The organism is Bacillus sp. L_1B0_5 (genome assembly GCF_000836715.1).
In the GTDB taxonomy this organism is placed as follows: domain Bacteria; phylum Bacillota; class Bacilli; order Bacillales; family Bacillaceae_G; genus Bacillus_A; species Bacillus_A thuringiensis_S.
In genome coordinates, this window is record NZ_JXIS01000024.1 from 72,519 (window position 1) to 98,018 (window position 25,500).

Sequence of the window (25,500 nt, forward strand, 5' to 3'; positions counted from 1 at the left end):
CTTCTGTTCTGAGCGAGCCACCTGCACTTTTTATCTAATCCAGTTCCAGCGGCTAGAATGTTCGGTGGCTTCGCTTCTTCCTGCGAGGCAAAAAGCGCCTCTACGTCTGAAGCTCCATCCCCCTCACATTCTGAACGAGCCGCTTCCACTTTTTATAGTAATTCAAATACTCCCGCTGCTCCCATTCCGCCGCCAATACACATTGTTACGATACCGAATTGTTCGTTGCGGCGTTTCATTTCGTGAATAAGAGATAATGTTAGTTTTGCTCCTGTACAGCCAAGTGGATGTCCAAGTGCGATTGCACCACCGTTTACGTTTACTTTTTCTTCATCTAAACCAAGTTCACGAATAACTTGGATCGATTGAGAAGCGAATGCTTCATTTAGTTCGAATAAGCCAATATCAGATAGCTCTAAGCCAGCTAGTTTTAACGCTTTTGGAATTGCAGCGATTGGGCCGATTCCCATTACTTCTGGTGGTACGCCAGCTACTGCAAATGAACGGAATTTCGCAAGTGGCTTCATGCCATCGCTCACTGCTTTTTCACGATCCATTAATAGTACAGATGCTGCACCGTCACTCATTTGTGAAGAGTTACCAGCTGTTACAGAACCGCGAACGTTAAATGCTGGACGTAATTTACCTAAAATGTCTAGCGTCGTCTCTGCTCTTACACCTTCGTCTTGTGCGAAAATGATTGTTTCTTCTTGCAGTTTATTGTTTGAGCCAACCGAGCGTAATGTCACATCTACAGATACTGTTTCATCAGCAAAGTTTCCTGCCGCTAATGCTTTGGCAGCACGTTGATGACTTCTTACTGCAAATGCATCTTGCTCTTCACGAGAAATTCCATATTTCACAGCAACTTGCTCTGCTGTATGTCCCATACCCATATAATATTCTGGAGCCGCTTCTACAAGGCGACTGTTCGGACGAACAACGTGTCCCATCATTGGAACTAAACTCATTGATTCCGCTCCGCCTGATAATACAGCTTCAGAGTGACCAAGCATAATGCGCTCTGCTCCGTAAGCGATACTTTGTAAACCAGAAGAACAGTAACGGTTAATTGTAATAGCTGGAACATCGTAAGAAAGTCCTGCTAGTCCGCCGATATTACGAGCCATATTTAAACCTTGTTCTGCTTCTGGCATCGCACAACCGAAAATTAAATCATCGATTGGTCCTTCATAATTTGCACGCTTTAACGTTTCCTTTACTACTAACGCCCCTAGATCGTCAGGACGAACTGTTTTTAATGAACCCCTCTTTGCTTTTCCAATTGGTGTTCTTGCTCCCGCAACAATGACAGCTTCTCTCATGAACGATATCTCCCCTCGTTATTAGTTACGTAATGGCTTTCCTTTTACAAGCATGTGCTGCATTCTTGCTTGTGATTTCATCTCACTTACTAAGCTAATAAATGCTTCACGTTCTACATCTAATAAATACTGCTCATCAACTTCTGTTCCGTACGGCACTTTTCCGCCCGCAATGACATATGCAAGTTTCTTCGCAATGTGAAGATCATGTTCAGAAATGTAACCTGATAAATGCATTGCTTCTGCACCAAGTACAAGAGTTGCATATCCTGTTTCACCAACAACTGGTATCTTTTTACGAATCGGTGCTTTATAGCCAGCTTCATATAAAGCAAGTGCTTTCTGTTTCGCATCATATAGTAAGTGATCACCATTCACACTAATACCGTCTTTATCGCCTAAGAAGTTGTTCAATACAGCTTCTTGTGCTGATGTAGAAACTTTCGCCATCGCTACAGATTCGAACACTTTATTCGCAACTTTTTGCAGATCAAACTCTACACCGTTTGGCATTTTATTTAAGTGTTTAATGTATAACTCTTTATTACCGCCTCCGCCAGGGATTAAGCCAACACCAACTTCTACTAAGCCCATATACGTTTCACTAGAAGCTTGAATGCTAGCTGCTGGTAAGCAAACTTCTGTACCTCCGCCAAGCGTCATACCGTATGGTGCTGCTACAACTGGCTTAGAAGAGTACTTAATTTTCGTCATTGCATCTTGGAAGTTTTTCACAACCCACTCAATTTCAAAGTAGTTGTCATCTTGCGCTTCCATTAAGATCATTGCTAGGTTCGCACCAACGCAGAAGTTCTTCGATTGGTTACCAATAACAAGACCCTTATAATTCTTTTCTACTTCATCAACAGCGTAGTTAATCATTTGCGTAATATCCATACCGATTGCATTGCTCTTCGAATGGAACTCTAAACAAAGGATGCCGTCGCCTAAATCAATTAAGCTCGCTCCGCTATTTTTCTTTAATACACCATTTTTCGCTTTTAATTGCTTAAGAGAAATTGCTTTTTTATTACGCTCGATTAGCTTATATTCGCCATTATCATAATAGTAGCTATCGCCGTTATCATGTTTATAGAAAGTAGTGAAACCTTTCTCTAACATTTCTTTCACCCAAGTAGGAACAACTACGCCGTTTTCTTCCATCTTTTGAACAGATTTTTCAACGCCGATTGCATCCCAAACTTCAAACGGTCCTTGCTCCCAGCCAAAGCCCCACTTCATCGCTTCGTCAATTGCAACAATATCGTCAGCAATTTCTTTATGAAGTTTTGCAGAGTATAAAAGAGTTGGTGTAATGATGTTCCATAACAACTCTCCTGCACGGTCTTTCGCGTATACAAGCGCTTTCAATTTATTCGCTAATCCTTTTTCTTGTTTACTTAACTCTACGGATGCAGCTTTTAATTTTTTACGCGCTTCGTATTCCATCGTTTCAGGATTTAATTCTAAAATTTCTTTTCCTTGTTTTAAGAAGAAGCCTTGACCCGTTTTACTTCCAAGCCATTTTTTCTCAAGCATGTCATGCATGAAAGCTGGTACTTTAAATACATCACGCTCTTCTTCTTGTACGTTTTCATACACGTTATTTGCAACGTGTACGAATGTATCTAAACCGACAACATCTAATGTGCGGAACGTTGCGCTCTTTGGACGACCAATAAGTGGGCCTGTTACAGAATCAACTTCCCCAATGCTATAGCCGCGTTTTACCATCTCTTGAAGAGTAACAAGTAAGCCGTACGTACCGATGCGGTTTCCAATAAAGTTTGGTGTATCTTTTGCGATAACAACGCCTTTTCCAAGAACGTCTTCGCCAAATAGTTTCATGAAGCTTAATACTTGTGGATCTGTTTCTTTCGTCGGTATTACCTCTAGAAGTTTTAAATATCGTGGTGGGTTAAAAAAGTGTGTGCCTAAGAAGTGTTTCTGGAAGTCGTCTGAACGACCTTCTGCCATTTTTTCAACTGAAATGCCTGACGTATTCGAGCTTACAATAGAACCCGGTTTACGAACAGCGTCTACTTTTTCAAATAATTTCTTTTTAATATCTAAGTTTTCAACTACTACTTCAATAATCCAATCTACATCAGCTAGAAGCTCAAGATCATCTTCTAAGTTACCTGCTTCAATCAGTGCTAGATTTCCTTTCACTGTCAGAGGAGCTGGTTTTTGCTTCAATAGTTTCTGTACAGCCGTATTACTAAAACGATTTCTCACACTTTTATGTTCTAATGTAAGTCCCTTCGCTTCCTCTTCTTTCGTAAGCGCAGGTGGTACAATATCAAGCAATAATGTCGGAATACCAATATTAGCTAAGTGTGCCGCAATTCCCGAACCCATTACGCCTGAACCTAGAACAGCAGCCTTTTTAATTTGGAACATCCAATTCTCCCCCTATTCTTGAATGAATGCTCATTCAATTTTTCGACATAAGTCGCAATCAATGAGTGAGCCTCTACTAATAAATATATGATACTGTTTAAATTTTCGCAATATATTTATTGATAAAATTTTCTGAAATAAATATTTTTCTTTCATTTGGCTATGCTATACATGTGTATTTTCTTTGTTTAAATGCACTTTTCCTTTTTATAATCTGACGAAACTGGAGGAATATATATGGCAAAACTTAAGAAGAACCCTTCAAAGGCTGGAATTAGTGCAGCTAGTGTAACTGGAAACGCAGGTCCACATAATCATGGTGTTGAAAAAGGACGCCAAGGTAATAACCAACAATATAAGAAGCATAATATGGGCGAAAAATAACGCTATATTTTTGGGCAGAGAACGTGGCATAATGATTAATGGCTACTTTTTCTGCCCAATTTATTTGTACATATGGAAAACAAAAGAGGGAACGATGATGAAACGAACAATAGTTATGATTGTAATGATTGCTACACTATTTACAGGGATGATTTTCTTCTCTTATGCACAAAGGCAACAAGCTGTAAGAGCTGATCAACCTAACATTACTGGGCAATATGGGGTTACAATCGATGCAAACACAGGTGAAATTTTGTATGGGAAACGCGAAGACGAACGTTCTTATCCGGCTAGTATAGCCAAAATGATGACAACCCTTCTTTTACTAGAGAATGTAAAAGAAGATGAAGAAATTACGGTTACAGAAAATGCAATTAAAACAGAAAGTCAAAGCAAGAAAATTAAACTTCGTGCTGGAGAAAAATTAAAGCGTGATGAGGCATTAAAACTTATGCTTATCATTAGTGCAGATCCAATAGCTGAATCAATTGCAGAACATATTGCAGGATCAAAAAATGAATTTGTGAAAATGATGAATGCTAGAGCGAAGGAACTTGGTACAAAGCATGCGACTTTCAAGAACGCAAGTGGTGCTGATGCAATTGGGAATAAAGTATCACCATATGACATTGCTATTATTACGAAAGAAGCATTAAAGTATCCAGTTGTTTTAGAATATATGAATTCAACACGTACAACTCTACATACTTCAGAACGCTCTCCAAACATCGCAAACTATGGACGAGAAGAACTATATGACGATCCATATGCGATTGGAAGTAAAAGCGGTCTATCAGCACTCGGCAAATATACGGTCGTAACAGTGGATGAAAAAGACGGTAAACGCGTCATTAATGTTGTATTATCTTCTTCTCGCACGCAACTATACCCTGATACGAAAAAAATGGCACATTACGCATTTCAGCAATTAAAATAACCAAGGAGTATTTTCTCCTTGGTTATTTTTTAACCATACCTTTTAACACGAACGCAACGTTTGCTGGACGCTCTGCTAGACGACGCATGAAGTAGCCATACCAGTCATTTCCATAAGGTACGTAAACACGCATTTTGTAACCTTCTTTTACTAGCTCAAGTTGACGCTCATTACGAATACCATATAACATTTGGAATTCAAATTGATCCCTTGGAATGTTGTGTTCTTCGGCAAGTTTTTTCGTATATTCAATAATCGCTTCGTCATGTGAAGCAATTGCAGTATAATTCCCATTTAATAAGTGCATTTTAATAATTTTTTTATAATTGTCATCTACATCTTTCTTGTCCGGGAACGCCACTTCTTCAGGTTCTTTATAAGCCCCTTTTACAAGACGTAAATTCGGACTATAAGCATTTAATTCTTCCATATCTTTTTCTGTACGATATAGGTAAGCTTGAATAACTGTACCAATATTATCGTATTCAGATTTTAATTGTTTAAAGATCTCAATTGTTTTCCCGCAGCGCGTATAGTCTTCCATATCAATTGTAATAAACACACCATTTTCTTTTCCAGCTTCTAAAATACGGCGCATATTGTTCATTACGATTTCATCAGAGATATCTAATCCCATAGAAGTCATTTTTAAAGAAAGCTGCGAATTAAGACCTTCTCTTCCAATTGCACGAATCGCTTCAATCGATTCGCTAGCCATTTCATTTGCTTCCGCTTCGTTATCAACGAATTCACCTAAATAATCGATCGTTACACAAAGACCTTGCTTATTTAATGCTTTAATTGCAGCTGTCGCTAATTCAATCGTCTCCCCTGCGACGAAGCGACCTGCACCAAAGCGCAAACCGTACTTTTTAGCCAGTTTTGTTAGCGCTTTATTTTTTGACAAGAAAAGAAACGAATTTCGCATTAATTGTTCCATGTAATTCACCCCTATGACTGTGATTTATCTGTTTTTTACCCCTCTTCAAAATTATATCATTGTTTAAAATTATTGGATACAAATAATTATTTAGATAATTTATAAAATACTATAAAAACATTTAAAAACCTATATTCTCGCATGTAAATATGAAGGGAATATTTTTCGACATTTAGAAAAAACGGGTTTACTAGGCATAAAATAGGCATGTCGAAAATATTCGACATGCTTATAAAACCCTTAATATTCCATGTAAATTATATAAGGATATTAATAAAGAAAACTTGAGGTAACATTCGCCTCAAGTTTTCTCACTGCTCATTTCGCTTCTCTTCATTCAGCCTTTTAATATCCGTAATTAACTGCACCATCTCTTCTTTCGCATCTGGATATGTCTCATTCCAATGCTTCACTAATGCCGGCATCGTCTTCGCTATGTAAGAATACAGTGCCCACTTCTGTACCTGTTCTTTTCTCTCTTCGCTACTCTCTCCAAGTAACAGCTCAGTGTATTTCTCTAGTAACCCGTCAAACTGCTCGTTAAACTTTTCATTCATCTTATTTACCTCCTATATGAAAAAAGCAGCGAAAACCGCTGCTTTTTCTTATAATTTTGATCGAACAGAGTTTAATTTCTTCTCCATTGTGCTTACTTTATCACGACGATCATCAATACGAATTGTTGTTGCAACACGCTGTGCACCTTTCGTATAAGGCACTTCATGCATTTGTTGAATTACTTCTAGAATAACAGGAAGATCTCCTTCAATAACTGTATTCATCGGTGTTAGTTGATACTTCACGCGATCTGCATTTTTCTCTAGCACCTTTTGTACTTCTGCTACATATTCACTAACACTTGGATTACCTGTTCCTACCGGAATAATCGATACGTCAACAATTGCCATAGTAATTTGCCTCCTATAATCGCTTCTTATATATCCATTGTCTATTTTACCGAAATCCTCATCATTTTACTAATATGTTACTCTTCCACTTTAAACTGCTCGACTAATCTTTCTAAATCTCTCATATGCTCTGTCAAACTTTCCATCGTGTGAGCTACCTTTTCTAAATGATTAACCTGTGATTCCGTTGCAGCATGTACCTCTTCGGAAACAGCTGCACTTTCTTGACTCGTACCAGCAATTGTATGCATTACCGCTGTAATTTCTCCTTGCTCGTAACCTATGTTATGTACCTCTTCTACAATTTTTTTAACTGAAGTACTAATCGTATTTACAACTGACATAATTGTGCGGAACTCCATTTCCGCCTCTGTCGTCACTTTATTTTGCACATCTGCAATGTCTTTCAATTTACTTACAACTTCTACAACCCTTTTTACTTCTACTTGCACATCACCAATCATCGTTGTAATTTCTCCTGTTGCCTCTTTTGATTGTTCCGCTAATTTCCGAACCTCTTCAGCAACAACCGCAAATCCCTTACCTTGCTCACCTGCACGGGCAGCTTCAATTGAAGCATTTAAAGCAAGTAAATTTGTTTGATCCGAAATACCTTTTATTAACTCAACAACATTTTGAATCGATCCAACTCTTTGTTCTAACTTACCGGATGCTTCTTCTGTATGAACAACAATCGAAGATGATTGTCCCCTCGTACGGACTAAGTTCCTCATTGTATTTAATCCTTGCTTAGATGCCTCTTCCGCTTTGCCAGCCACTCCTTTTATTTCATCAACAGAGCTATTCATTTGTTCCACTGACTCCGCCATATTTTCGAGCTGAGCAGAAACTTCATCCACACTATTCGCAAGAGTAGAAGCTCCTCCGCTCACATCATCCATTGCTCCTGAAACTTCTCTACTAGCCGCTACTGTTTCATTCGTTAAATAATGTAAACTATTCGTTGATTGTTGCACCGTTGATACGCTGTTTTTAATTTTACTTACCATTTCATTCATTTGTTCAACCATATCATTAAAGTGTTTCGTCAACTCTCCAACTTCATCTTTACTTGTCACTTTCATTCGCAGCGTTAAATCGCCTTCTGCTACTTTTTGCACGTGATTCTTTAATAGTTGCAGTGGTCTTGCTAATCTTCTTGAGAACAAGTAGGAAGCTACGATTCCAACTAATAAACTAATACATGCCATTATAATAACTGTATTTCTCGTACTATTTAATAGCCCATCGATCGTTTCTTTCGGATAAAAGATTCCTATCGTCCATTTCATCGTATCAAATGATTGACTATAAACAACTACATCTTCACCTTTTATTGTAGTGACCGCATATTTTGTTACCTCTTTATTTAAGCTCTTTATAAGTGGCTCTTTAGAAACATCTTTCCCTATCTTTTCTGGATAAACAAGAGCCATATTTTTATCATTTATAATAAACATTTCTCCGTCATTATTGTATTGAATATTGTGAAGCAACTTCTGAATCGTCCCAAGCGATACATCCATCGCAACAACGCCTAATACAGATCCATCTTGAGCTGTAATTGCTTTAGAAACACCTACACTTAACTTTCCTGTTGCAATTTCATAAGAAGGTTGTCCCCAATGGACCTTTTTTACATCAGCCTCTGAATCTTTATACCATGGTCTTGTCGTTGGATCATATCCTTCTGGCACTTGCCCACCTTCAGCAAGATTGGCACTTAATGTTTTTTTATCTTTCGTACCAATATATAAATCTAAAATACCAGGATGATTCTTTTTATACTCCGCAAACTCTTTCGTTAAAAATGCTTCCTCTTCTGGAGTAACCCCACCTTGAAGCATGTTACGAATCATCTCACTGTTCGCGTAATACCCCATATCTTCATCCGTTCTTTGAACAAATGTCGTAAGTTGCTCTGTCACAAGATCCATCGCATTTTGAGAATACTCGTCTAAGGAACGCACTTCCTTTTCTTTCTGTAATTGATACACAGCTGTACCCAATATTACGAACATCATAGAAATAAGTACTGAAAACACTACCGCAATTTTTAAACGTAAACTTCTTAACATTTTCCCCCAAGCATCCCCTTCGCATTGAATTTAAATCTTATTAATCATTATATTAAGTATAATAGATAAAATTAAAAAATTGAAATTAATTCTCATCTAAATTGAATTAAAAAAACTACCACCTCTTGTGTAAAAACAAATAGTTCATTATCCTTAAAATATAATCTCATTCGTTCGGAGGGAACTATGTTACAAAAATTCGGTTTCTCACAATATGAAAGCCAAGCTTATGAAGTTGTCGTATCAAGCAATGAACCATTAGATGCTACAACAATTGTGAAGCATTCAGGTGTTCCAAAAGCAAAAATATATGAAGTGCTAGCACGCCTAATCGATAAAGGAATGGTAATGGATTCTGTTTCAGAAAAGAAGAAGCTGTATACAGCATTACCACTAAAACTAGCAATTGAAAAATTAACGTCAGAATTCCAATCAAATATTAAAGAACTGGAAACAAATATATCAAAAAAATCATTTACAGATGACCGTGTGTGGAGCTTAAAGATGCAATCTTCTATTCGAGTTCAAAGTAAAGAACTCATTGAAAGTGCAAAAGAATCAATCCGTATTTCAGCTTGGAATGATACTCTTTTAGAATATCTCCCTTTACTAGAACAAAAAGCAAAACAAGGTGTTCAAATTGAATCCCTTATTGTTGGAGAAGTAGAAACAGACTTAGAAAACATGCATTTTCTAATCCCAGCTGAAGAGCCTAATGCATTAGAGCGCTACTTGCTACTCATCGTTGACGATCGTGAAATTTTATTTGCTGGCGTAGAACAAGAGTCATGGCAAGCGATGAAAACAATGTCACAACCTTTCGTAAAGTTCTTTACAGAATTTTTCTATCACGACGTTGCACTTGCAAAGATTACCCAGAAACACCATGACCTCTTTATGGAAGATGAGGAAATTAAGAGTTTGTTGATGAAGTTAAGATACTAATTAAATAATAAAAAGGAGTCTAGTTTTTCACTTAGACTCCTTTTCGTTTTGTTCCTTTATGTCCATCAACAGCTCAATGATTTTCTCATTTTGCTCTACCTGTTTCTCAGAATTTTTATAGATGAAACGAACCCATCTAAGTGCAAAAATAATAAGAAACAACGGGATCATTGAAATTAGAAAACCAATAATTGAAAAATTCGTATACATATACATCACCTCGCTATATACCCTTTTCTCCATTTACCTACTAAAGCCTGCAATTTTTTACAAATAAAAAAGAACCTATCAAACGATAGATTCTTCTTTCACGAACTGAGTAGAGCGTCCTCTCGTAATCGAGAAAATCGCGCAAAGCAGTGCTAATATAATAAAGCCACCACCTACCCAAGCATTATATATAACAGATGATTTTTCAATAACAACTCCACCTACTGTTGAACCAAGTGCAATTCCTAAATGAAGCGCAGAGTTATTTAAACCTTGCTGAATACCAGCTGATTCCGGTGCAATTTCAATTAAATAATTTTGCTGTGCTGGTGAAATCGCCCAGCTAAGCATACTCCAAAGTCCCATCATAATAATGAAGAGCGGGAATGAGAATGTCATTAATGGCAATATGAAGATTGCACATGCAAATACGATAATAATCGAGATAATACTTTTCTTCGATCCCCATTTATCAGCAAGCCATCCACCGAATCCGCCGCCGATTACTGCTGCGATTCCGAAAATGAAGTAAAACACACTAATCCAATTTGCTTCAACATGCATAACATCTTTTAAAAACGGTGTTAAATATGCATACAATGTTAAATGCCCCGTTAAAAACAAAAATGATGTTAACTGTGCACTTACAATTTTTTTATCTTTTAAAGTAGCAAGTTGTTCTTTTATTGATAATACCGATGTCGGTGGTACTTTCGTTAAGAACAATGAAATACAAGCAATTGCCATAACTGTTAATACCGAAATTAACACAAATGGTGCACGCCATCCGTATGCATTTCCGAGTACAAGACCAAGCGGTACTCCAAGTACAAGTGATCCACTAATTCCCATAAAAATGATTCCAATTGCACGCGCACGAAAATGCGGTTCTACTACACTAGACGCAAGTGTTACAGATAGTGCAATAATTAATGAACCACTCGCCGCACAAATAACCCTTGAGAACATTAGCATTCCGTAATTCACACTAAATGCCGAAATAATATTTCCGATTAAGAAAATCGATAATGCTCCAACATACAATGTTTTTCTTTCAAACTTCCCTGTCAAAGCTAATAAAACTGGACCTGACAAAGCAAATACTACCGAAAATATTGTTATAAGCTGACCAGCTGCGCTAATAGATACTCCTAAATCATTGGCAACTAAATCGAGCGTTCCTCCTATAATTAGCTCAACCGTTCCGACTACGAAAGCCGCGATAGCTAAAATATACACACGAAAATTCAAGTCTTTCCCCACGCTTTCTATTTTGGTTACTACGATTATAGTAACCAAAATAGAAAATGGAAGCAAGTACAATTTTTTTACAGTAAAAAAGGTAGACGTATTATACGCCTACCCTTCCATCATTCTGTTTCTTTCTTCTTATTCAAGTACCAATACACCGGCAGTCCAGTAAAGACAATTCCAATTGATAAGAAACAACTTACTGGATCGTTAATAATCGCACTACCGATTACAAAGAACGAACCTAAAATCGCTACGATTGGTACGATTGGGAATAACGGTACACTATATGCACGCTCTTTATTCTTATTACGTTTTCTTAAGATGAAGACACCAATAAACGTCATTACGTAGAAAATATAAATAATGAATACGGAAATCTCAGATAGCTTATTCGGATCACTAATAATCATTAAAATAATTCCTAAAATGATTTCAACAGTAATCGCATTTGCTGGTGTTTTAAATCTCGGACTTTCCTTTGCAATAAACTTAGAAAATGGAAGTTGTCCACGCTCTGCCATAGACATTGGAATACGTGGGAACGTTAAAATTTTTCCATTTAAACAGCCGAAAATAGAAACGATAATACCGATACTAATAATTTTCCCGCCATATTCTCCAAGTAACATGCCCGCAGCCGTCGCTGTCGCATTTTCTCCAAGGTCTACAATTTTCGCTGCTGGTAATACATTTAATAACGCCAAGTTAATTAATACGTAAGCAGCTGTTACGATTAAAATCCCAACTGTCATTGCTTTCGGTAATAACTTTGTTGGATTCTTCATTTCTCCACCAATCGAAGCAAGTAAAATCCAGCCGTCATAAGCAAATAACGTTGCTAAAATTGCCATACCGATACTTTGATTTTCTGATATCGGCACTACTACGTTAAAAATATCACTGTTTCCTTTCCAAAAACCTAACACGACAATTAATACAATCGGAATCATTTTCCCAATTGTCGTGATTGTTTGAACGATACCTCCGTATTTTGTTCCCATACTATTTACAAAGCCAAGGAACACAACTGTTCCGATTGCGATTGGTAAATTCCACACTTTATCTAAATAGAAAAAATTAATCATTAAAGAACTAAAGTATAAACCTAATGTTCCGATAATAGCTGGTCCATAAACAATTGTTTGCATCCAGCCTGATAAATATCCCCAAAAACTTCCGTAAATCTCCTCTAAATACGTATACAACCCACCATTTTTCGGGATTTGCGCTCCAATTTCAGCTACTGTTAAACCACTCGCTAACGTCAACAGACCACCAATTACCCAAGCAAGAATGGCCATATTAGAACTCCCTGAGTAATCTAATACGCTTCCTGGTTTCATAAATACACCAGACCCGATAATCGTTCCTACTACGATAGAAAGTGCTACTGTTAAACCAATTTTGTTCTTCTCATCATGATGCATGCTGCGTATCCTCCTTCCAATTCTAGTGTGATGCAAAAATGAAATAAAAAAACACTCCTCCCTAAAAAAGGGACGAGTGTTGTATTCGTGGTTCCACCCTTGTTTCAATTCGCAAAGTAACACACTTCACCAATTTCTCAAGTCTAAATAACGGTTTTTGCCGGCAAGCAATTACTAGATGTTCGTTCACTGCTGCAGTTCAGAGGTGGTAATCCATTTTTCCGTATTAGGAAGCTCACAGCCAAAGGCTTCCCTCTCTGAGAATCGTAAAAAATTGATCGTGTCCTCATCATCACTTCTTGATGTCGAATTTTGTAGTTATTGTTCATTATATTGAATTGTTAGAAAAAATCAATATTTTTTTTATATAACATAGGAAATATTTCTCTTCTTATATTATAACAGAAGATACAAAACTTCTCTAATTCCCTAAAAATGGTATAATCCATTTAGGAGGTGTACCAATAATGATTGCTGTCTTTTGTATCATCGCTACGTCTCTCTCTGTTCTATTCGCTATCATGCATCGGCACAAGTATCCTAGTTATAGCATTTTAGCGGTAGCTATTATACCAGCTGTTTCCTTCTACGTATTGGGTAAATATCAATATACGGAAGTGTTTATCGTTTTTGCAATCTTCTACTGCGTCTTCGGATACATACTAACAATGAAAAGAATTTCAATGCCTCATTAAAAGGGACCGATTTCTACTTATAGAAATCGGCCCTTGCACGTACCTTCCGGTTGCCCACACGAAAGATACGACTTCATTCAATTATTTCTCATCTTTTTTCATAAAAAACTTATGGTGCGGTAAATCAACATTCAACGCCTCTAATTGTTTCTTTTCATTCTCTAAAATCGCTTTTGCTTTTGTTTTTGTTGCTTCATCTAATCCCGCAAAGATGTCTTCACGCTTCTCTTTCTCTGGAAGTTTCACACCTAATTTTGTTAATTCTTCTTTTGCTTGCTCATGCGTTAATTTTCCAGATTTCTTTTGCTCTAAAATTGACTTCGCTTTCTCTTTTGCCTGTTCATCTAATCCTGCAAACATGTCTCCATGCTTACCTTTCTCCGGCATTTTCACGCCTAACTTTGTTAATTCCTCTTTTGCTTGTTCATGCGTTAATTTTCCAGATTTCTTTTGCTCTAAAATTGACTTCGCTTTCTCTTTCGCCTGTTCATCTAAGTTAGCAAACATGTCTCCACGCTTACCTTTCTCCGGCATTTTTACGCCTAACTTTGTTAATTCCTCTTTTGCTTGTTCACGTGTTAGTTTGCCGGATTTCTCTTGCTCTAAAATTGACTTCGCTTTTGCTTTCGCCTGTTCATCTAATCCTACAAACATGTCTTTACGCTTCTCTTTCTCCGGAAGCTTTACACCTATTTCCTCTAACTGTTTCTTTGTATCGTCCATAATTGTTTTTACTTTTTGTTTTGTAGCGTCATCTAAATCCTTTTTCGCCGTTTTTGCAGGCTGATCCACTGCTGGAGTATTCGTTGCCGCGAATGCCGGAATACCGACTCCTCCAATGATTCCGAATGATAAAGCACCTGCAATTGCTAAATACCCAACTGTTTTCTTCTTCATAGGAAATTTCCTCCTTCATATTTCTAAAGCATGTACACTTTCGTATACAATGCCAATAGTAATGTTGGTTTCTTAAAATTTCCTTAACGATGCAAATAAAAAACACCGCTCGTAATGAGCGGTGTTTCTCTATGCTTTTTGTAATTGTAACTCTTCACGTTCCATTATTTTTCTTAATACAATTGTTTGTGTCATTGTAAATAAGTTACCTGTTATCCAGTACAACACAAGTCCTGATGGCGCCGCAAACCCCATAAATAGAATCATTGCCGGCATCATAATTTGCTGCATCTTTAGCATCTGTACTTGTTCTCCAGGTGTAATATTCGATTGGAAAACTTTCATTTGAATAAATGTCGTTAACGCTGCAATAATCGGTAATATATGATATGGATCTGCATGTCCTAGGTTCACCCATAAAAACGAAGATGTGCGAATCTCTTCCGTTCTGCTAATCGCATAATACAAAGCAGAGAAAATCGGCATTTGTATAAAAATTGGCCAGCAACCAGCAAGTGGATTCCAACCGCCTGATTTCATTAGTTCTGACATTTCTTTTTGATACTGCTTTTGTTTTTCAAGGTCTTTGCTTACATCACCGTATTTTTTCTTTAGCTTCTGCAATTCAGGTTGCATTTTCTTCATTTTCGCTTGGCTGCGATATTGCGAAACAGCTAATGGAATCATTGCTGAACGAATAACGAGCGTCATAATAATGATAGCAATCCCAAAGCTAGCTCCAGGTATATGATGAGCGACAAATTGAATCATATACGAGATTGGATATACAAAATAATGATCCCAAATCCCAGTACTATGTGCATCAATTGGGGCTGCATTACTGCAACCAGATAAAACAAAAACAAGTAATAATGATAAACTAACGAGCACAGCTCGGTATGATTTTAACATGTTCATTCCTCCAATGTTTCGTAATTATTTAGCGAAACATTGGTGTATACGGACCGACCTCGTCATTCTCTTCACTTGATTCTTGTCTGCGTACAGAACGAATCATTCCATATTTATAAAAAATAGAAAATAGCGGTACATTTCCCGCACTATCTTCACATGTATCAACTAGCGCAAAAGCTCTTTGTCTACCGCTTGATGCCTGTTGACGCACAAAGCGAGAAACATTAGCAAGGAAGAAAACTTCTAATAAACAAAATGCCGTCGTTACAAACGATATATATAGAATTGCATCCTGCAATAAAAATTCCATCGCTTCACATCCTTAATAAGGTTATTTTAGCACATCGGGCAAACATTCTCTATTTCCTTTTATTTTCAAAAAAAGTATTTTGCATATTTTCTCAAGAAAACAATAATTAAGAAACGTTGTATTCGCTTTCTTTAGTATATTCACACACATCAATGAATAGGCTTGATTTATTAGAAATTTATAAAATTTTTGCATTATAATAAAACTATTGCCAGTTTTTGAAAAAACCTTTATTCTCTTCTTGTAATCAAAAATGAATATGGAGATGAAACATACTATGGGTCAACTAGGAGACGCCGATTACGTTCCCGACACCGCCTTTTTATCCTTCCCAGCAGCTAAAACATTTCACTTAGAATTTATGATACAGTTGGTTGTTATTTTTATAGCTTCTATTTTGTATGCAATTTCTATGAATATGTTTTTTATCCCGCATAACATGATTAGCGGTGGATTCGCTGGTGTAGGGATGATTATCGGTTATTTAATGCACTACAATATCGGTGCACTTATCTTTTTACTAAACATTCCTCTTCTTATTTTAAGTCACTTTTACTTAGGCAAGAAGACAACCTTTTTAACAGCTTACTTTGTAGCTGTATCATCGTTAGCGATGAACATTATCCCTGTACACCAGGTTTCAGACGATATTTTACTATCTTCTGTATTCGGTGGTGTAATCTGCGGAGCAGCTTCCGGAATCATATTCCGATTTGCTTCTTCAACAGGTGGCTTTGATGTTGTTGGATTGATTGTAGCGAAACATCGAGATATTTCAATTGGAGCAATCATCTTTGTATTCAACTTAATCTTACTTGTTGCAGCAGGTTTTATTTTCGGATGGGATATTACACTTTATACGTTAATTAGCCGGTTTGTAGTCAGCAAAGTTATCGATGCTGTGCATACGAAACATATTAAATTAACGATAATGACAGTTACAGAAAAAGGTGAGGAAATAAAAAGCGCACTACTACATCACGGCATACGCGGGGTGACAATGGTAGACGCTGTCGGCGGCTATACAAACCATAAGAAAAAAATGATTTACACTGTCGTGACTCGCTATGAGTTAGGCGAAATGAAACGTATTATCCGCCAAGTGGATAACAAAGCATTTATGAACATTACTGAAACAGTTGAAATTGTCGGCCGTTTCAAACGCATATAAAAAGGCGCAAGGAGCTAGTGTTCCTTGCGCTTTTTATTTTTTACACTTATTACAAAATCAGATAATTCTATTATTATGTCCTTAAATGTGTTATAATGAAAGCAGACTCACAAAAAAAGAGTATATAGACTTGGAAGTTTCTCTTATTTTACAAGCAAAAAGAAACGAGCAGTCGGGTATATTTCAGACACCATACACGTAACGGTTTAAACAACCGATCATCTTAGTTACTCTTCAATGATCTTTTTATAAAAAGATACGTACAATTAAAACTCACTTCAATATACTATACCTACCTTTTTGACTTCCAAATCATCTTATTACATAAGGAGATGAACATATGAATCAATATATACGATATACAATAGCTGTCCTGTTTGCTATTATCGGCGGAACAATCTGCTTCTGGACAAACACTCAGCTTGGAGAGAATATCATTTTTAATGGAATCGAAACGCTTGTAAGCGCTTCAATTTTAGGTGGATACATTTACTTCCTCTTCAATCCAGAAGAAAATGCTCAAAAAACAATGTTATTAACAATGATCGGAATCGTTGGTGGATGTATTTCCTACTCAATGACAAACTATACATTACCACTTCAATTAAGCTCAGCTTTCTTCCACGGTCTATGGACTTGGTTCATTGCATTCTGCCTAGCAGACGTATTCAACCTTTTACAAGACAATGAAGAAGAAAACGGTCGCCAAATTGAAAGTAACTCTTAAGCTGGAAGATACTCTTCCAGCTTTTTTATGTTGGTTTGCATACCCCGCATCACGATAAAAAGAAGTTACCCTCACGGCAACTTCTTTTCCACATACCCCACTTCGTATTCACTAAAATATATCAACGATTTTTCAAATATATCGATCGTTTCTCCACTTATATCAACGATTTTTTCATTATATCGACGCTTCGACACAAGATATCGATTTACCGACAACCTTCGACACTCAAAACGCACAACATACCCTAGCCCCCAAGCAACTTACTGCCGAACTCTACGATTAAAAAGATAATTAATAGGATCGCGAGTATCTTTAATGCTACATATGCTACTTTAAAAACAACATAAATGAGCAAGACTATCAAAATAATTGATAAAATTTCCATATTTACTTCCTCCAAGCTTTGCTCTTCTTATCTCATTTTACTCGCCCTAGGCTGTTTATGGAACCGCATAAGATGACATATAAAAAAGAGGATACCTCACCCATCGTAAGATACCCTCTCTTTCAGCTGCTTAAACCATTCTCTTTCTAATTGTAAATATCCCATCTCACTCTTCTCGGCGCTCTTTAATTCTTGATCAGCTTTCTTCATATAAGTACGGGACGCTTCCATATTGCCCTCTACATATTTAATAATTCCTTGTGTACGGTAATATCCACTTAGGTCCATTTTTGTAATAGCCTTTGCATGTTCCTTTGCTTCTTGCAAAGAAAGACTATCCATCTGATAAAGGGCTTTATATAAAAGATACCAACTATGAAAACTACTAACGAAAAACTTATTTTCTTTCGTTACAGGTAGTTGAACAATTCGTTCTATATACGGTATCGCTCTTTCCATTCCCTCTTGATCTGCACGAGCAAAAAAGACGAGCATAAGTCTACTCATTATCTCTCTTATCCCTTTATTCTCTTTTATTTTCTCCTCACTCAATTCTACTAATCTTTCATCCCAATCTTTCGGTCTTTTATAACTAAATAACTCACTCGATATTTGAATCTCATATAAGTGATTTCTAGCTCTTTCATCATCTTTAATTAAAATAAGAAATTGCATCCCATCACTCATAAGCATTCCTTTTATCGGCACAATTGTAACCGCAAAGATTGCAAAATGGAAAAAGGAAAAATATAAAAGATATTGATAATAACTCACCATGTATATGTAACCGGAAGTAATACCAAATAGTAAACTCGTAATCGGTCCACCTAAAGTGAGCCACGCCCACTTTTTCGAAAGATTCGGTGTCTCTATAGAAGGTGGTACTAGTGTTGCAACGCCTCCAAAGTACGCCCATAATTTATTTTCTCGAATGCGTAATTTCCCCTTTTCTTTTTGAATAGTAATAGGTCCTACTGTCATAAATTTAAATGTCAAACCACCTATTACACCAAATACTACATGTCCTAGCTCATGAATGGCTAACACTAACAATGAAATTCCAACTATTGCCCATAGGTTCAAAATTACTTCTAATTTCTCAGTTCGAATTACTACGTATAAAATGGACAAAACTAACGCCGCCGTCATGGAACCAGCTGGCCTTCTTAAAATATCCACCTTTTTCTCCCCTTAATAAATCATTTTTCTCTGCATTTCGTACATGAATTTTCCGAGATGCAATATCCAAATAAATGAGATTAAACCAATTAACACAAAATCGATATCACTAGCCGCTGTATATATAACGGCCGCCCACCATACATATGCCAATATTGTATTCGTAAATTCATACGCTTTATATCCAGCCTCATGCACAATGTGCTTTAATCCTTCATCTGCGTTTTTCGTCCACATTTTCATAGATTCCATATACGTTACACCTTGTTCAGGATATAGCTTGTTATAACGATTTTTTGTTATGAGTCCGATAATTACTACAGTAGTTAAACAAAGAATAGAAACTACTAAATTCCACACCGCAAATGAAACATTTGTATCCTGCAACAATGCACGTCTACATGTAATAACTGCATATACAAACCATGCCTGCGTAACTATATCACCTACACGTAAATATATACTTATAATGCCTAATTTCCTACCTTGTACGCTCTCTTCTTCATCGCGTGCCTCTGCTAACATACGTGTATTCTTCCAAGTATAGTACATCATTAAGATTCCAAAAATAGTACATATACCTATAAATGTATTAGATGATAATTTTCTCGGTTCATCCGAGAGTAAATTTAAAGCTATATAAGACGTTAAAAAGCCACCCATCATACTTACTGCTATTTTCCCCACAGAATCAAATTGTTTTTTTCGCTTACTCTTCATCGTCCTCTTCCCCCTCTACTAACGTAAATATTTCCTCCACTGGTACATTGAAAATTTGTGCGATTTTTAACGACAATACAATAGATGGTGCATAATCCCCACGCTCAATTAAACTAATCGTTTGCCGTGATGATCCAATCACTTTTCCTAAATCCCCTTGTGATAAACGATGCTTTGCTCGCAATTCCCTCACTCGATTTTGAAGCTTCATGTCTTCCCTCTTTTTCATTTATTTAATTAAAATTGTAAATAATATCCTTATACTTGTCAATTATAATTGTCATTTTGACGTTAATAATTGACAATTATAAAGATGTATTATGTTGGAAATAACCTATATAATGAATGTGAAATATTAAACAAAGGAAGTGACATATGAATAAAATATCTACTTTTCCCTATATTCTTACTAAGCTTACAGCGACTTTCTTGTTATTATTACTTATTAGTATGCTTCTCTTAACAACTAATCAACAGACATTATATAGTTTCTTAGCTGGATTACGAGAACTACTATATGTTCCCTTCGTTCCTATTCTTGCGGCATATGCAATTTTTTGTTCTATTTGCATCGATAAATTGAAATTAAAAACACATACAAGACTGAAGACATTATGCCTTTATATTTTTTGCGGCTATTTATTTTCTCTTCCATTCCTAATATTTAAAGAAGCTAGTCTAATACAGTTCTTGTTTCTCGGATCAATTGGAGCATTGTGTTCTCTTTTTTTCTACCTATGTACAGTTATAGCAACAAAATTTAAGTGGATACAATATGTCGTGCCAGGCATTATGCTTATTATATTTATCACAATCAACTTTATCGATTTAGAAAAGGTTGGAACATCAAAAGAACAATTGATCGAAACAAAAACAGAAAACTCTTTCGAAGCATCTTTTCAACATTTTAGCGGTGAACATAGAGTCCCCATTGAGCTAAGACGAGGTGACATATTAGAATTTACCATTGAATCACGAGCTGAAAATCCGGATGGCTACATGGAAGAAGTAAAAATGGCCAGTGAGTTTCAAGAGGAAGAAAATTATTTAGCCCCAACTGGCCCTAATACATATCATTTCGCAGCAATTAAGACAGGAACTTATTACATTATAGTTAGCGGAAATCAGCTAAAAGGAAAGTTAAAAATAAATTGGAACATAAAATAAAAAAGGCAGTGCTTTTGCACTGCCTTCCTAAATTCTGACATAGAATGGATTTCATATTAGCTTGCGTTTTGTAGTAATACTCGTTTTAACTGCTTACGGAAACGAATACCTAACGTAACCGCTACAATCACAATAACTCCAAAAATGATTTTACCGATATGACCTTCTAGCACTCCAAAGATATCATGTAAGTTTCCACCTAACCAGTAACCACCGATTAAGAAGAATGATACCCAAAATAGAGCGCCTGAATAAATTGTAATGGCAAAACGACGGAATGGTAAATTAATAATTCCTGCAAAGTATCCTGTGAAATGACGTACACCAGGAATAAAGAAACCAATAAAAATTAAGAAGTACCCATACTTATCAAACCACATTCTCGTTAAGTCAATTTTTCTTTGTGTTAAAAATACGTATTTCCCATACTTTTGAATGAAAGGCATACCTAATTTATTTCCTAAAAAGTATTGAATCGTCATTCCTACACTTGTCCCAATAAAGGATAGAATAATTAAAATCGGTAAACTTAAATCACCCTTATGTGCTAAAAATCCCGCATATGCTAACGTTGGCTCTCCCGGAAACGGAAGTGCAATATATTCTAACAGCAAACCTACAAGTACAACATAGTACCCGTATTGCTGAAATAATTCATGAATCCATTCCATGTCATCTCTCCTTTCAATCACGTACAACTTCTTACTATTATTGTATAAAAAAATTGTCGAAATAACTATCACAATAGCTTACATTTTTATTACATTTTTGTAAGGGTCACACTAATGATTTCCGTTCTTTATTAAGTAGCTAAAAGCATTTTTTAAGTCGAAATAACAAAAAGACGCAATAATAATATGTAAATTTTATCCATTTTTTTAACACTGAAAAACCTTTCTTATTTTGTTCTCAATAAAAAACCACCACAAACTCATGCTAACTTCATATTAGCTTCATATACGTATTGTAAGATTATATCGGAATTTGTTGAAAAATTTAACTAATATATGACTAAGCATTAATTTGAATAAATATAAGTCGTTTTTCGAAATTGAAAAAAGGGTGAATACGAAATGGAAGCATATAAAATGCACGATTTTATTAATACAAATGTTGAATCTCATCAAAATGAAACCGTTTTTAATTTACACATATGTGAAACAAGTGAATTTGACGTAAGTTTAACAAAATCTACAACACTATCTTTTATCGTTTCAAAAAAGAATATTAAAATTGTCACGAAAAAATGGACTAACTCAAACCAAGAAAGCATGATTGGCAAAAGCTACATCATTCCAACGAAAGCTTTTCACTATTTCTTACCAATTATTTCTGAAAATGAAGATGAGCTAAATATTCAAGTTCAAAGTTTTGGACTACGTGGTGAGCTTTTATTAAACGAAAGATTACTTATTGATAAAAACAACAAACACAACAGCAAAATCACTACATTCTTTGAAACATTAGATGAAAATGTAAATAAAGCATTACGAGGATTACAACTTCATTGTATGTAAGACTATTACGATAGTAAAAGGAGAATAACAATGAAAAAATTATTATTAAGCGCACTATTATCATTAGGATTTTTAACTCTTCCATTCGCTAGCGCAGAGGCTGCTACAACGAAAGATCAATTAATCGTAGACACTCAGTTAAATAAAATGGATTATTATCAGGATGGAAAATTTATAAAAAGTTTTACTGTCGCTACTGGAAAAGCTGCAACGCCTACACCTAAAGGCACTTTTCAAATCGTAAATAAAATTAAAAACCGCCCTTATTATACAGGCAAAATTAAAGGCGGCGATCCACGTAATCCACTTGGTGACCGTTGGCTTGGATTAAATATGGCAGGAACTTACGGAACAACTTATGCGATTCACGGAACTAACAATAATCAAGCAATCGGCAAATGGACAACACTTGGTTGTATTCGTATGTATAATAATGATATACACTGGTTATTTGAGCGCGTTCAGCAGCAAGCTACTGTCACTGTAAAATAGCCTAAAAACAAGATTTATGTGTAGCCAAGAATTTTATGTCTTGGCTTATTTTATTTATTCATTTACAGTAGCAAAACAACTGTATTTACATATATAATAGGAATAGATTTGATTAGCTAATATCTAAACATTGATAAACGTAGATATTAAAATTATACAGTTATAATATTTTATAAATTTTATAATACATACTATAATAGAACTACTGTAATTCTGAACTATTCAGTAACACTAAACTATTCCCCTTGCTACCTTCATGATTATTTTATAGCGGGGGCTTATTATATGTATAAACAATCTGAGTCACTCGAAAAATGATGAATTCGAATATTGCAGTAAAAAGCGTTATTTAGGAGGTGTTACTATGACGCATATACTGGTGATTGAAGACAACCCAGATATACAAGAACTTATTCGTGAATTTCTAATGGCACAAAACTTTACCGTTGATGTAGTTGGTGCTGGAACAGAAGGTATTCTTCTTTTCCAAAAAAATTCATATGATCTTGTCCTCCTCGATGTAATGTTACCAGATATAGATGGCTATAGTATTTGTAAAATTATGCGAGGACAATCTGATGTACCAATCATTATGTTAACAGGCTTACATAATGAAGAAAGTGAAATTAAAGGATTTGAGTTAGGTATTGATGACTATATTACGAAACCGTTCCATTACACTGTATTTATTAAGCGTGTAGAGGCTGTATTAAGAAGGGCAGCAACGAAGGAAGCAGAAGCTGCAACTATACTACAATTCCATGAATTGATGTTAAACTCTACAGCATATGCAGCTTATGTTCATGGTAATCAAATTGAATTGACAACAAAAGAATTTGAAATTATTTATACTTTACTGCAAAATCGAGGAAAAGTATTATCAAGAAGTGATTTGTTGAATAAGGTATGGGGCTATGAACATTATGGTGATGTAAGAGTTATAGATACACATATTAAAAACTTAAGAAAAAAATTAGGAATTACTTATATTAAAACGGTGAAAGGTATTGGCTACAAAATCGAATCGTAGTAAAGACAACATCACCAAAAATATTTTCATCAAAACCTTATTATTTTGTATTCTTTTATCACTTTGTCTTTATCAAATTATTTACTTTCTAGCTTCAAACTACGATAAAGAACGTTTTGCGAAAGAAAATGGAACGCCGACTACAGAACAGGCGGATTCAGATAAGCAAAACGATCAAAGTAAAACGAATCAAGATAAAGCTGTGTCAGAAGGGAACATTTCTAATTTCCAATCTTCTATTGTAGATTATAAATCTCTTTCTACAGCTATCAATCACCTTTTGCAGCCTAGCCAAACTGCAAAAGCAAAAGAACATACACAAAACCTTTCGGGGAAAAATAGCACTTCTAATCAGCTTACAGAAGCAGAAAAGAAAGCCGCTAATAATGATGCCTTACATACACAAAATGCAGCAAGTAAAACAAATGATACAAATGATAATCCAAAGTTAGCAGATGCGTTGCAGCAGTTAGCTCCACAGGTTGGCGCGACAATGCTTGCATTATCTCTACTCGGATCTTTAATGTACGCAAAACTAATTGCTAAACCTTTTCAATATATGAGCGATGCTTTAAAAGATATTATGAATCTTGATTTCTCAGATAAAAAGCTCCTTAACAAAAATTCAGATCAAACAGATTTTAATTTGTCAGTAGCCGCTTCACAAGTACCAAATATTGTGAAGAATTTACATGAAAGCAATCAAGATTTAAGAAATGAGCTCAAGAAGGAACAACAATTAGAACAATCTCGTAAAGAATTTATGTCTATGGTATCCCATGAATTAAAAACACCAATCGCAGCCGTTATGGGACAACTAGATGGCATGATTCACGGAATTGGAGCTTATAAAGATAGAGATAAGTATTTGAAACGTTCCTACGAGATGATGCAAGACATTAACATATTAACGGAAAAAATGTCGGAATTATCCAAAATACAAAACCCTCAATTTAAACCGAATTTAGAAGTCATTTCTTTATCTAATATTATTGAGGATGTTATGAAGAAAGTAGATTACTTTGTATCTGTAAAACAATTAAATGTACAATCTAATATTAAACACGACGTACAAATTTTAGCTGATCCTAAATTTATTCAAACTGCTATCTTTAACATTATTTCAAATGCAATTCATTATACAATTGACCATCAGCACGTATATATAAAGCTTTATGAAAAACCAAACGGTTACGCATTAGAAGTATTAAATACAGGTTCACAAATTGATGAAGATAAACTTGCTCATTTATTTGAGCCTTTCTATCGCGCAAACCCTGATAAACACGGTTTAGTACAAGGTAGTGGTCTTGGATTATATATCGTGAAACAAATATTAGATAAACATCAGTTTCCTTACGGGATACAAAACACAGCTCAAGGTGTAAAATGCTCTATTGTATTCCCAAAAGCAATGTAACATTCGCTATAATTACATACCCCAAACTCATACTTCATGTGTGAGTGGCGGAATTTTGTAG

28 protein-coding genes and 1 other annotated feature are annotated in these 25,500 nt (G+C 35.7%); of the genes, 11 read left to right on the forward strand and 17 right to left on the reverse strand.

Going from position 1 to position 25,500, the window contains the following annotated elements; genetic code table 11:
- Nucleotides 1–152: 152 nt before the first annotated feature.
- Both RT27_RS07760 and RT27_RS07765 read right to left on the reverse strand, forming a co-directional pair.
- On the reverse strand, nt 153–1,325 hold the full coding sequence (locus tag RT27_RS07760) for an acetyl-CoA C-acetyltransferase (protein ID WP_001206331.1): 1,173 nt from the start codon (nt 1,323–1,325) through the stop codon (nt 153–155).
- Nucleotides 1,326–1,346: 21 nt separating this feature from the next.
- Entirely contained in the window at nt 1,347–3,728 is a 2,382-nt protein-coding gene (locus RT27_RS07765; RefSeq protein ID WP_043935774.1) for a 3-hydroxyacyl-CoA dehydrogenase/enoyl-CoA hydratase family protein, read from the reverse strand.
- A 237-nt stretch (nt 3,729–3,965) separates the two neighbouring features.
- Here RT27_RS07765 and RT27_RS32345 point away from each other — a divergent pair, with 237 nt between their 5' ends.
- Entirely contained in the window at nt 3,966–4,112 is a 147-nt protein-coding gene (locus RT27_RS32345; protein WP_001096344.1) for a YuzL family protein, read from the forward strand.
- Nucleotides 4,113–4,209: 97 nt separating this feature from the next.
- Complete coding sequence (locus tag RT27_RS07770) at nt 4,210–5,049, forward strand: serine hydrolase (RefSeq protein ID WP_043935775.1); 840 nt, start codon at nt 4,210–4,212, stop codon at nt 5,047–5,049.
- Between the two features lie 22 nt (nt 5,050–5,071).
- On the opposite strand, the gene RT27_RS07775 is transcribed toward RT27_RS07770, so the two are convergent.
- The 4 genes from RT27_RS07775 to RT27_RS07790 form a co-directional block, all read right to left on the reverse strand.
- Nucleotides 5,072–5,989, reverse strand: coding sequence for a proline dehydrogenase (locus tag RT27_RS07775; RefSeq protein ID WP_000436767.1), 918 nt, complete (start codon nt 5,987–5,989; stop codon nt 5,072–5,074).
- Nucleotides 5,990–6,300: 311 nt separating this feature from the next.
- A complete protein-coding gene (locus RT27_RS07780) occupies nt 6,301–6,546 on the reverse strand; it encodes a YusU family protein (RefSeq protein WP_016079823.1) in 246 nt (81 codons plus the stop codon).
- A 48-nt stretch (nt 6,547–6,594) separates the two neighbouring features.
- Nucleotides 6,595–6,897, reverse strand: coding sequence for an MTH1187 family thiamine-binding protein (locus tag RT27_RS07785; RefSeq protein ID WP_001018862.1), 303 nt, complete (start codon nt 6,895–6,897; stop codon nt 6,595–6,597).
- 77 nt (nt 6,898–6,974) lie between these two features.
- Nucleotides 6,975–8,975, reverse strand: a complete 2,001-nt coding sequence (locus tag RT27_RS07790) for a methyl-accepting chemotaxis protein (RefSeq protein ID WP_043935776.1) — start codon at nt 8,973–8,975, stop codon at nt 6,975–6,977.
- A gap of 186 nt (nt 8,976–9,161) precedes the next feature.
- On the opposite strand from RT27_RS07790, the gene RT27_RS07795 reads away from it, so the two are divergent.
- A complete protein-coding gene (locus RT27_RS07795) occupies nt 9,162–9,920 on the forward strand; it encodes a TrmB family transcriptional regulator (protein ID WP_016079821.1) in 759 nt (252 codons plus the stop codon).
- 27 nt (nt 9,921–9,947) lie between these two features.
- Here the strand turns inward: RT27_RS07795 and RT27_RS07800 are convergent, their stop codons facing one another.
- The 3 genes from RT27_RS07800 to RT27_RS07810 form a co-directional block, all read right to left on the reverse strand.
- Entirely contained in the window at nt 9,948–10,130 is a 183-nt protein-coding gene (locus RT27_RS07800) for a hypothetical protein (RefSeq protein WP_029443540.1), read from the reverse strand.
- Nucleotides 10,131–10,208: 78 nt separating this feature from the next.
- Nucleotides 10,209–11,453, reverse strand: coding sequence for an MFS transporter (locus RT27_RS07805; protein ID WP_105434335.1), 1,245 nt, complete (start codon nt 11,451–11,453; stop codon nt 10,209–10,211).
- Nucleotides 11,454–11,500: 47 nt separating this feature from the next.
- Nucleotides 11,501–12,811 carry an amino acid permease gene (locus RT27_RS07810; RefSeq protein ID WP_000546308.1) on the reverse strand — a complete coding sequence of 437 codons (1,311 nt, stop codon included), beginning with the start codon at nt 12,809–12,811 and terminating at the stop codon, nt 11,501–11,503.
- A 65-nt stretch (nt 12,812–12,876) separates the two neighbouring features.
- Nucleotides 12,877–13,113: a binding site (T-box leader), on the reverse strand.
- Between the two features lie 165 nt (nt 13,114–13,278).
- On the opposite strand from RT27_RS07810, the gene RT27_RS07815 reads away from it, so the two are divergent.
- The gene (locus RT27_RS07815) at nt 13,279–13,506 is read left to right on the forward strand and encodes a hypothetical protein (RefSeq protein ID WP_043935778.1); all 228 of its coding nucleotides are present in this window, start codon (nt 13,279–13,281) and stop codon (nt 13,504–13,506) included.
- 81 nt (nt 13,507–13,587) lie between these two features.
- Here RT27_RS07815 and RT27_RS07820 read toward each other — a convergent pair whose 3' ends face one another.
- The 3 genes from RT27_RS07820 to RT27_RS07830 all read right to left on the reverse strand — a co-directional run bounded on the left by RT27_RS07820 (nt 13,588) and on the right by RT27_RS07830 (nt 15,628).
- Complete coding sequence (locus RT27_RS07820) at nt 13,588–14,403, reverse strand: hypothetical protein (RefSeq protein WP_029443542.1); 816 nt, start codon at nt 14,401–14,403, stop codon at nt 13,588–13,590.
- A 129-nt stretch (nt 14,404–14,532) separates the two neighbouring features.
- On the reverse strand, nt 14,533–15,315 hold the full coding sequence (yidC, locus tag RT27_RS07825; protein WP_016079814.1) for a membrane protein insertase YidC: 783 nt from the start codon (nt 15,313–15,315) through the stop codon (nt 14,533–14,535).
- 28 nt (nt 15,316–15,343) lie between these two features.
- On the reverse strand, nt 15,344–15,628 hold the full coding sequence (locus RT27_RS07830) for a hypothetical protein (protein ID WP_043935779.1): 285 nt from the start codon (nt 15,626–15,628) through the stop codon (nt 15,344–15,346).
- Nucleotides 15,629–15,905: 277 nt separating this feature from the next.
- On the opposite strand from RT27_RS07830, the gene RT27_RS07835 reads away from it, so the two are divergent.
- Together RT27_RS07835 and RT27_RS07840 are read left to right on the forward strand one after the other, a co-directional pair.
- On the forward strand, nt 15,906–16,799 hold the full coding sequence (locus RT27_RS07835) for a YitT family protein (protein ID WP_016079813.1): 894 nt from the start codon (nt 15,906–15,908) through the stop codon (nt 16,797–16,799).
- A 340-nt stretch (nt 16,800–17,139) separates the two neighbouring features.
- Nucleotides 17,140–17,526, forward strand: coding sequence for a DUF3938 domain-containing protein (locus RT27_RS07840; protein WP_001077775.1), 387 nt, complete (start codon nt 17,140–17,142; stop codon nt 17,524–17,526).
- 247 nt (nt 17,527–17,773) lie between these two features.
- Here RT27_RS07840 and RT27_RS32990 read toward each other — a convergent pair whose 3' ends face one another.
- The 4 genes from RT27_RS32990 to RT27_RS07855 all read right to left on the reverse strand — a co-directional run bounded on the left by RT27_RS32990 (nt 17,774) and on the right by RT27_RS07855 (nt 20,024).
- Nucleotides 17,774–17,914 (reverse strand): DUF3985 family protein, encoded by a 141-nt coding sequence (locus tag RT27_RS32990; protein WP_000404758.1) that lies wholly within the window; start codon nt 17,912–17,914, stop codon nt 17,774–17,776.
- 96 nt (nt 17,915–18,010) lie between these two features.
- A complete protein-coding gene (locus RT27_RS07845) occupies nt 18,011–19,063 on the reverse strand; it encodes a cytochrome c oxidase subunit II (RefSeq protein ID WP_042969178.1) in 1,053 nt (350 codons plus the stop codon).
- Between the two features lie 42 nt (nt 19,064–19,105).
- On the reverse strand, nt 19,106–19,813 hold the full coding sequence (locus RT27_RS07850; protein WP_000837722.1) for a DUF3169 family protein: 708 nt from the start codon (nt 19,811–19,813) through the stop codon (nt 19,106–19,108).
- On the reverse strand, nt 19,803–20,024 hold the full coding sequence (locus RT27_RS07855; protein WP_000776173.1) for a helix-turn-helix transcriptional regulator: 222 nt from the start codon (nt 20,022–20,024) through the stop codon (nt 19,803–19,805). The genes RT27_RS07850 and RT27_RS07855 overlap by 11 nt, the downstream gene beginning before the upstream one ends.
- A 164-nt stretch (nt 20,025–20,188) precedes the next feature.
- Here RT27_RS07855 and RT27_RS07860 point away from each other — a divergent pair, with 164 nt between their 5' ends.
- Nucleotides 20,189–20,980 carry a hypothetical protein gene (locus RT27_RS07860; protein WP_043935780.1) on the forward strand — a complete coding sequence of 264 codons (792 nt, stop codon included), beginning with the start codon at nt 20,189–20,191 and terminating at the stop codon, nt 20,978–20,980.
- A 56-nt stretch (nt 20,981–21,036) separates the two neighbouring features.
- On the opposite strand, the gene RT27_RS07865 is transcribed toward RT27_RS07860, so the two are convergent.
- Complete coding sequence (locus tag RT27_RS07865) at nt 21,037–21,651, reverse strand: DedA family protein (protein ID WP_000454754.1); 615 nt, start codon at nt 21,649–21,651, stop codon at nt 21,037–21,039.
- 402 nt (nt 21,652–22,053) lie between these two features.
- Between RT27_RS07865 and RT27_RS07870 the strand changes: the two genes are divergently transcribed.
- The 4 genes from RT27_RS07870 to RT27_RS07885 all read left to right on the forward strand — a co-directional run bounded on the left by RT27_RS07870 (nt 22,054) and on the right by RT27_RS07885 (nt 25,439).
- Entirely contained in the window at nt 22,054–22,497 is a 444-nt protein-coding gene (locus tag RT27_RS07870) for a DUF3978 family protein (protein WP_000388762.1), read from the forward strand.
- 30 nt (nt 22,498–22,527) lie between these two features.
- Nucleotides 22,528–22,989, forward strand: coding sequence for a L,D-transpeptidase (locus RT27_RS07875; protein WP_000735058.1), 462 nt, complete (start codon nt 22,528–22,530; stop codon nt 22,987–22,989).
- Nucleotides 22,990–23,353: 364 nt separating this feature from the next.
- Entirely contained in the window at nt 23,354–24,019 is a 666-nt protein-coding gene (locus RT27_RS07880; protein WP_000148834.1) for a response regulator transcription factor, read from the forward strand.
- The gene (locus tag RT27_RS07885) at nt 23,997–25,439 is read left to right on the forward strand and encodes a HAMP domain-containing sensor histidine kinase (protein ID WP_029443545.1); all 1,443 of its coding nucleotides are present in this window, start codon (nt 23,997–23,999) and stop codon (nt 25,437–25,439) included. Before RT27_RS07880 ends, RT27_RS07885 begins: the two co-directional genes overlap by 23 nt.
- Nucleotides 25,440–25,500: the final 61 nt, after the last annotated feature.

What these genes read in the sequence shown, in the direction of transcription:
- RT27_RS07760 (WP_001206331.1), bottom strand. Translation starts at nt 1,325, where the DNA reads ATGAGAGAAGCTGTCATTGTTGCGGGAGCAAGAACACCAATTGGAAAA.
- RT27_RS07765 (WP_043935774.1), bottom strand. Translation starts at nt 3,728, where the DNA reads ATGTTCCAAATTAAAAAGGCTGCTGTTCTAGGTTCAGGCGTAATGGGT.
- RT27_RS32345 (WP_001096344.1), top strand. Translation starts at nt 3,966, where the DNA reads ATGGCAAAACTTAAGAAGAACCCTTCAAAGGCTGGAATTAGTGCAGCT.
- RT27_RS07770 (WP_043935775.1), top strand. Translation starts at nt 4,210, where the DNA reads ATGAAACGAACAATAGTTATGATTGTAATGATTGCTACACTATTTACA.
- RT27_RS07775 (WP_000436767.1), bottom strand. Translation starts at nt 5,989, where the DNA reads ATGGAACAATTAATGCGAAATTCGTTTCTTTTCTTGTCAAAAAATAAA.
- RT27_RS07780 (WP_016079823.1), bottom strand. Translation starts at nt 6,546, where the DNA reads ATGAATGAAAAGTTTAACGAGCAGTTTGACGGGTTACTAGAGAAATAC.
- RT27_RS07785 (WP_001018862.1), bottom strand. Translation starts at nt 6,897, where the DNA reads ATGGCAATTGTTGACGTATCGATTATTCCGGTAGGAACAGGTAATCCA.
- RT27_RS07790 (WP_043935776.1), bottom strand. Translation starts at nt 8,975, where the DNA reads ATGTTAAGAAGTTTACGTTTAAAAATTGCGGTAGTGTTTTCAGTACTT.
- RT27_RS07795 (WP_016079821.1), top strand. Translation starts at nt 9,162, where the DNA reads ATGTTACAAAAATTCGGTTTCTCACAATATGAAAGCCAAGCTTATGAA.
- RT27_RS07800 (WP_029443540.1), bottom strand. Translation starts at nt 10,130, where the DNA reads ATGTATACGAATTTTTCAATTATTGGTTTTCTAATTTCAATGATCCCG.
- RT27_RS07810 (WP_000546308.1), bottom strand. Translation starts at nt 12,811, where the DNA reads ATGCATCATGATGAGAAGAACAAAATTGGTTTAACAGTAGCACTTTCT.
- RT27_RS07815 (WP_043935778.1), top strand. Translation starts at nt 13,279, where the DNA reads ATGATTGCTGTCTTTTGTATCATCGCTACGTCTCTCTCTGTTCTATTC.
- RT27_RS07820 (WP_029443542.1), bottom strand. Translation starts at nt 14,403, where the DNA reads ATGAAGAAGAAAACAGTTGGGTATTTAGCAATTGCAGGTGCTTTATCA.
- yidC (WP_016079814.1), bottom strand. Translation starts at nt 15,315, where the DNA reads ATGTTAAAATCATACCGAGCTGTGCTCGTTAGTTTATCATTATTACTT.
- RT27_RS07830 (WP_043935779.1), bottom strand. Translation starts at nt 15,628, where the DNA reads ATGGAATTTTTATTGCAGGATGCAATTCTATATATATCGTTTGTAACG.
- RT27_RS07835 (WP_016079813.1), top strand. Translation starts at nt 15,906, where the DNA reads ATGGGTCAACTAGGAGACGCCGATTACGTTCCCGACACCGCCTTTTTA.
- RT27_RS07840 (WP_001077775.1), top strand. Translation starts at nt 17,140, where the DNA reads ATGAATCAATATATACGATATACAATAGCTGTCCTGTTTGCTATTATC.
- RT27_RS32990 (WP_000404758.1), bottom strand. Translation starts at nt 17,914, where the DNA reads ATGGAAATTTTATCAATTATTTTGATAGTCTTGCTCATTTATGTTGTT.
- RT27_RS07845 (WP_042969178.1), bottom strand. Translation starts at nt 19,063, where the DNA reads ATGACGGCGGCGTTAGTTTTGTCCATTTTATACGTAGTAATTCGAACT.
- RT27_RS07850 (WP_000837722.1), bottom strand. Translation starts at nt 19,813, where the DNA reads ATGAAGAGTAAGCGAAAAAAACAATTTGATTCTGTGGGGAAAATAGCA.
- RT27_RS07855 (WP_000776173.1), bottom strand. Translation starts at nt 20,024, where the DNA reads ATGAAGCTTCAAAATCGAGTGAGGGAATTGCGAGCAAAGCATCGTTTA.
- RT27_RS07860 (WP_043935780.1), top strand. Translation starts at nt 20,189, where the DNA reads ATGAATAAAATATCTACTTTTCCCTATATTCTTACTAAGCTTACAGCG.
- RT27_RS07865 (WP_000454754.1), bottom strand. Translation starts at nt 21,651, where the DNA reads ATGGAATGGATTCATGAATTATTTCAGCAATACGGGTACTATGTTGTA.
- RT27_RS07870 (WP_000388762.1), top strand. Translation starts at nt 22,054, where the DNA reads ATGGAAGCATATAAAATGCACGATTTTATTAATACAAATGTTGAATCT.
- RT27_RS07875 (WP_000735058.1), top strand. Translation starts at nt 22,528, where the DNA reads ATGAAAAAATTATTATTAAGCGCACTATTATCATTAGGATTTTTAACT.
- RT27_RS07880 (WP_000148834.1), top strand. Translation starts at nt 23,354, where the DNA reads ATGACGCATATACTGGTGATTGAAGACAACCCAGATATACAAGAACTT.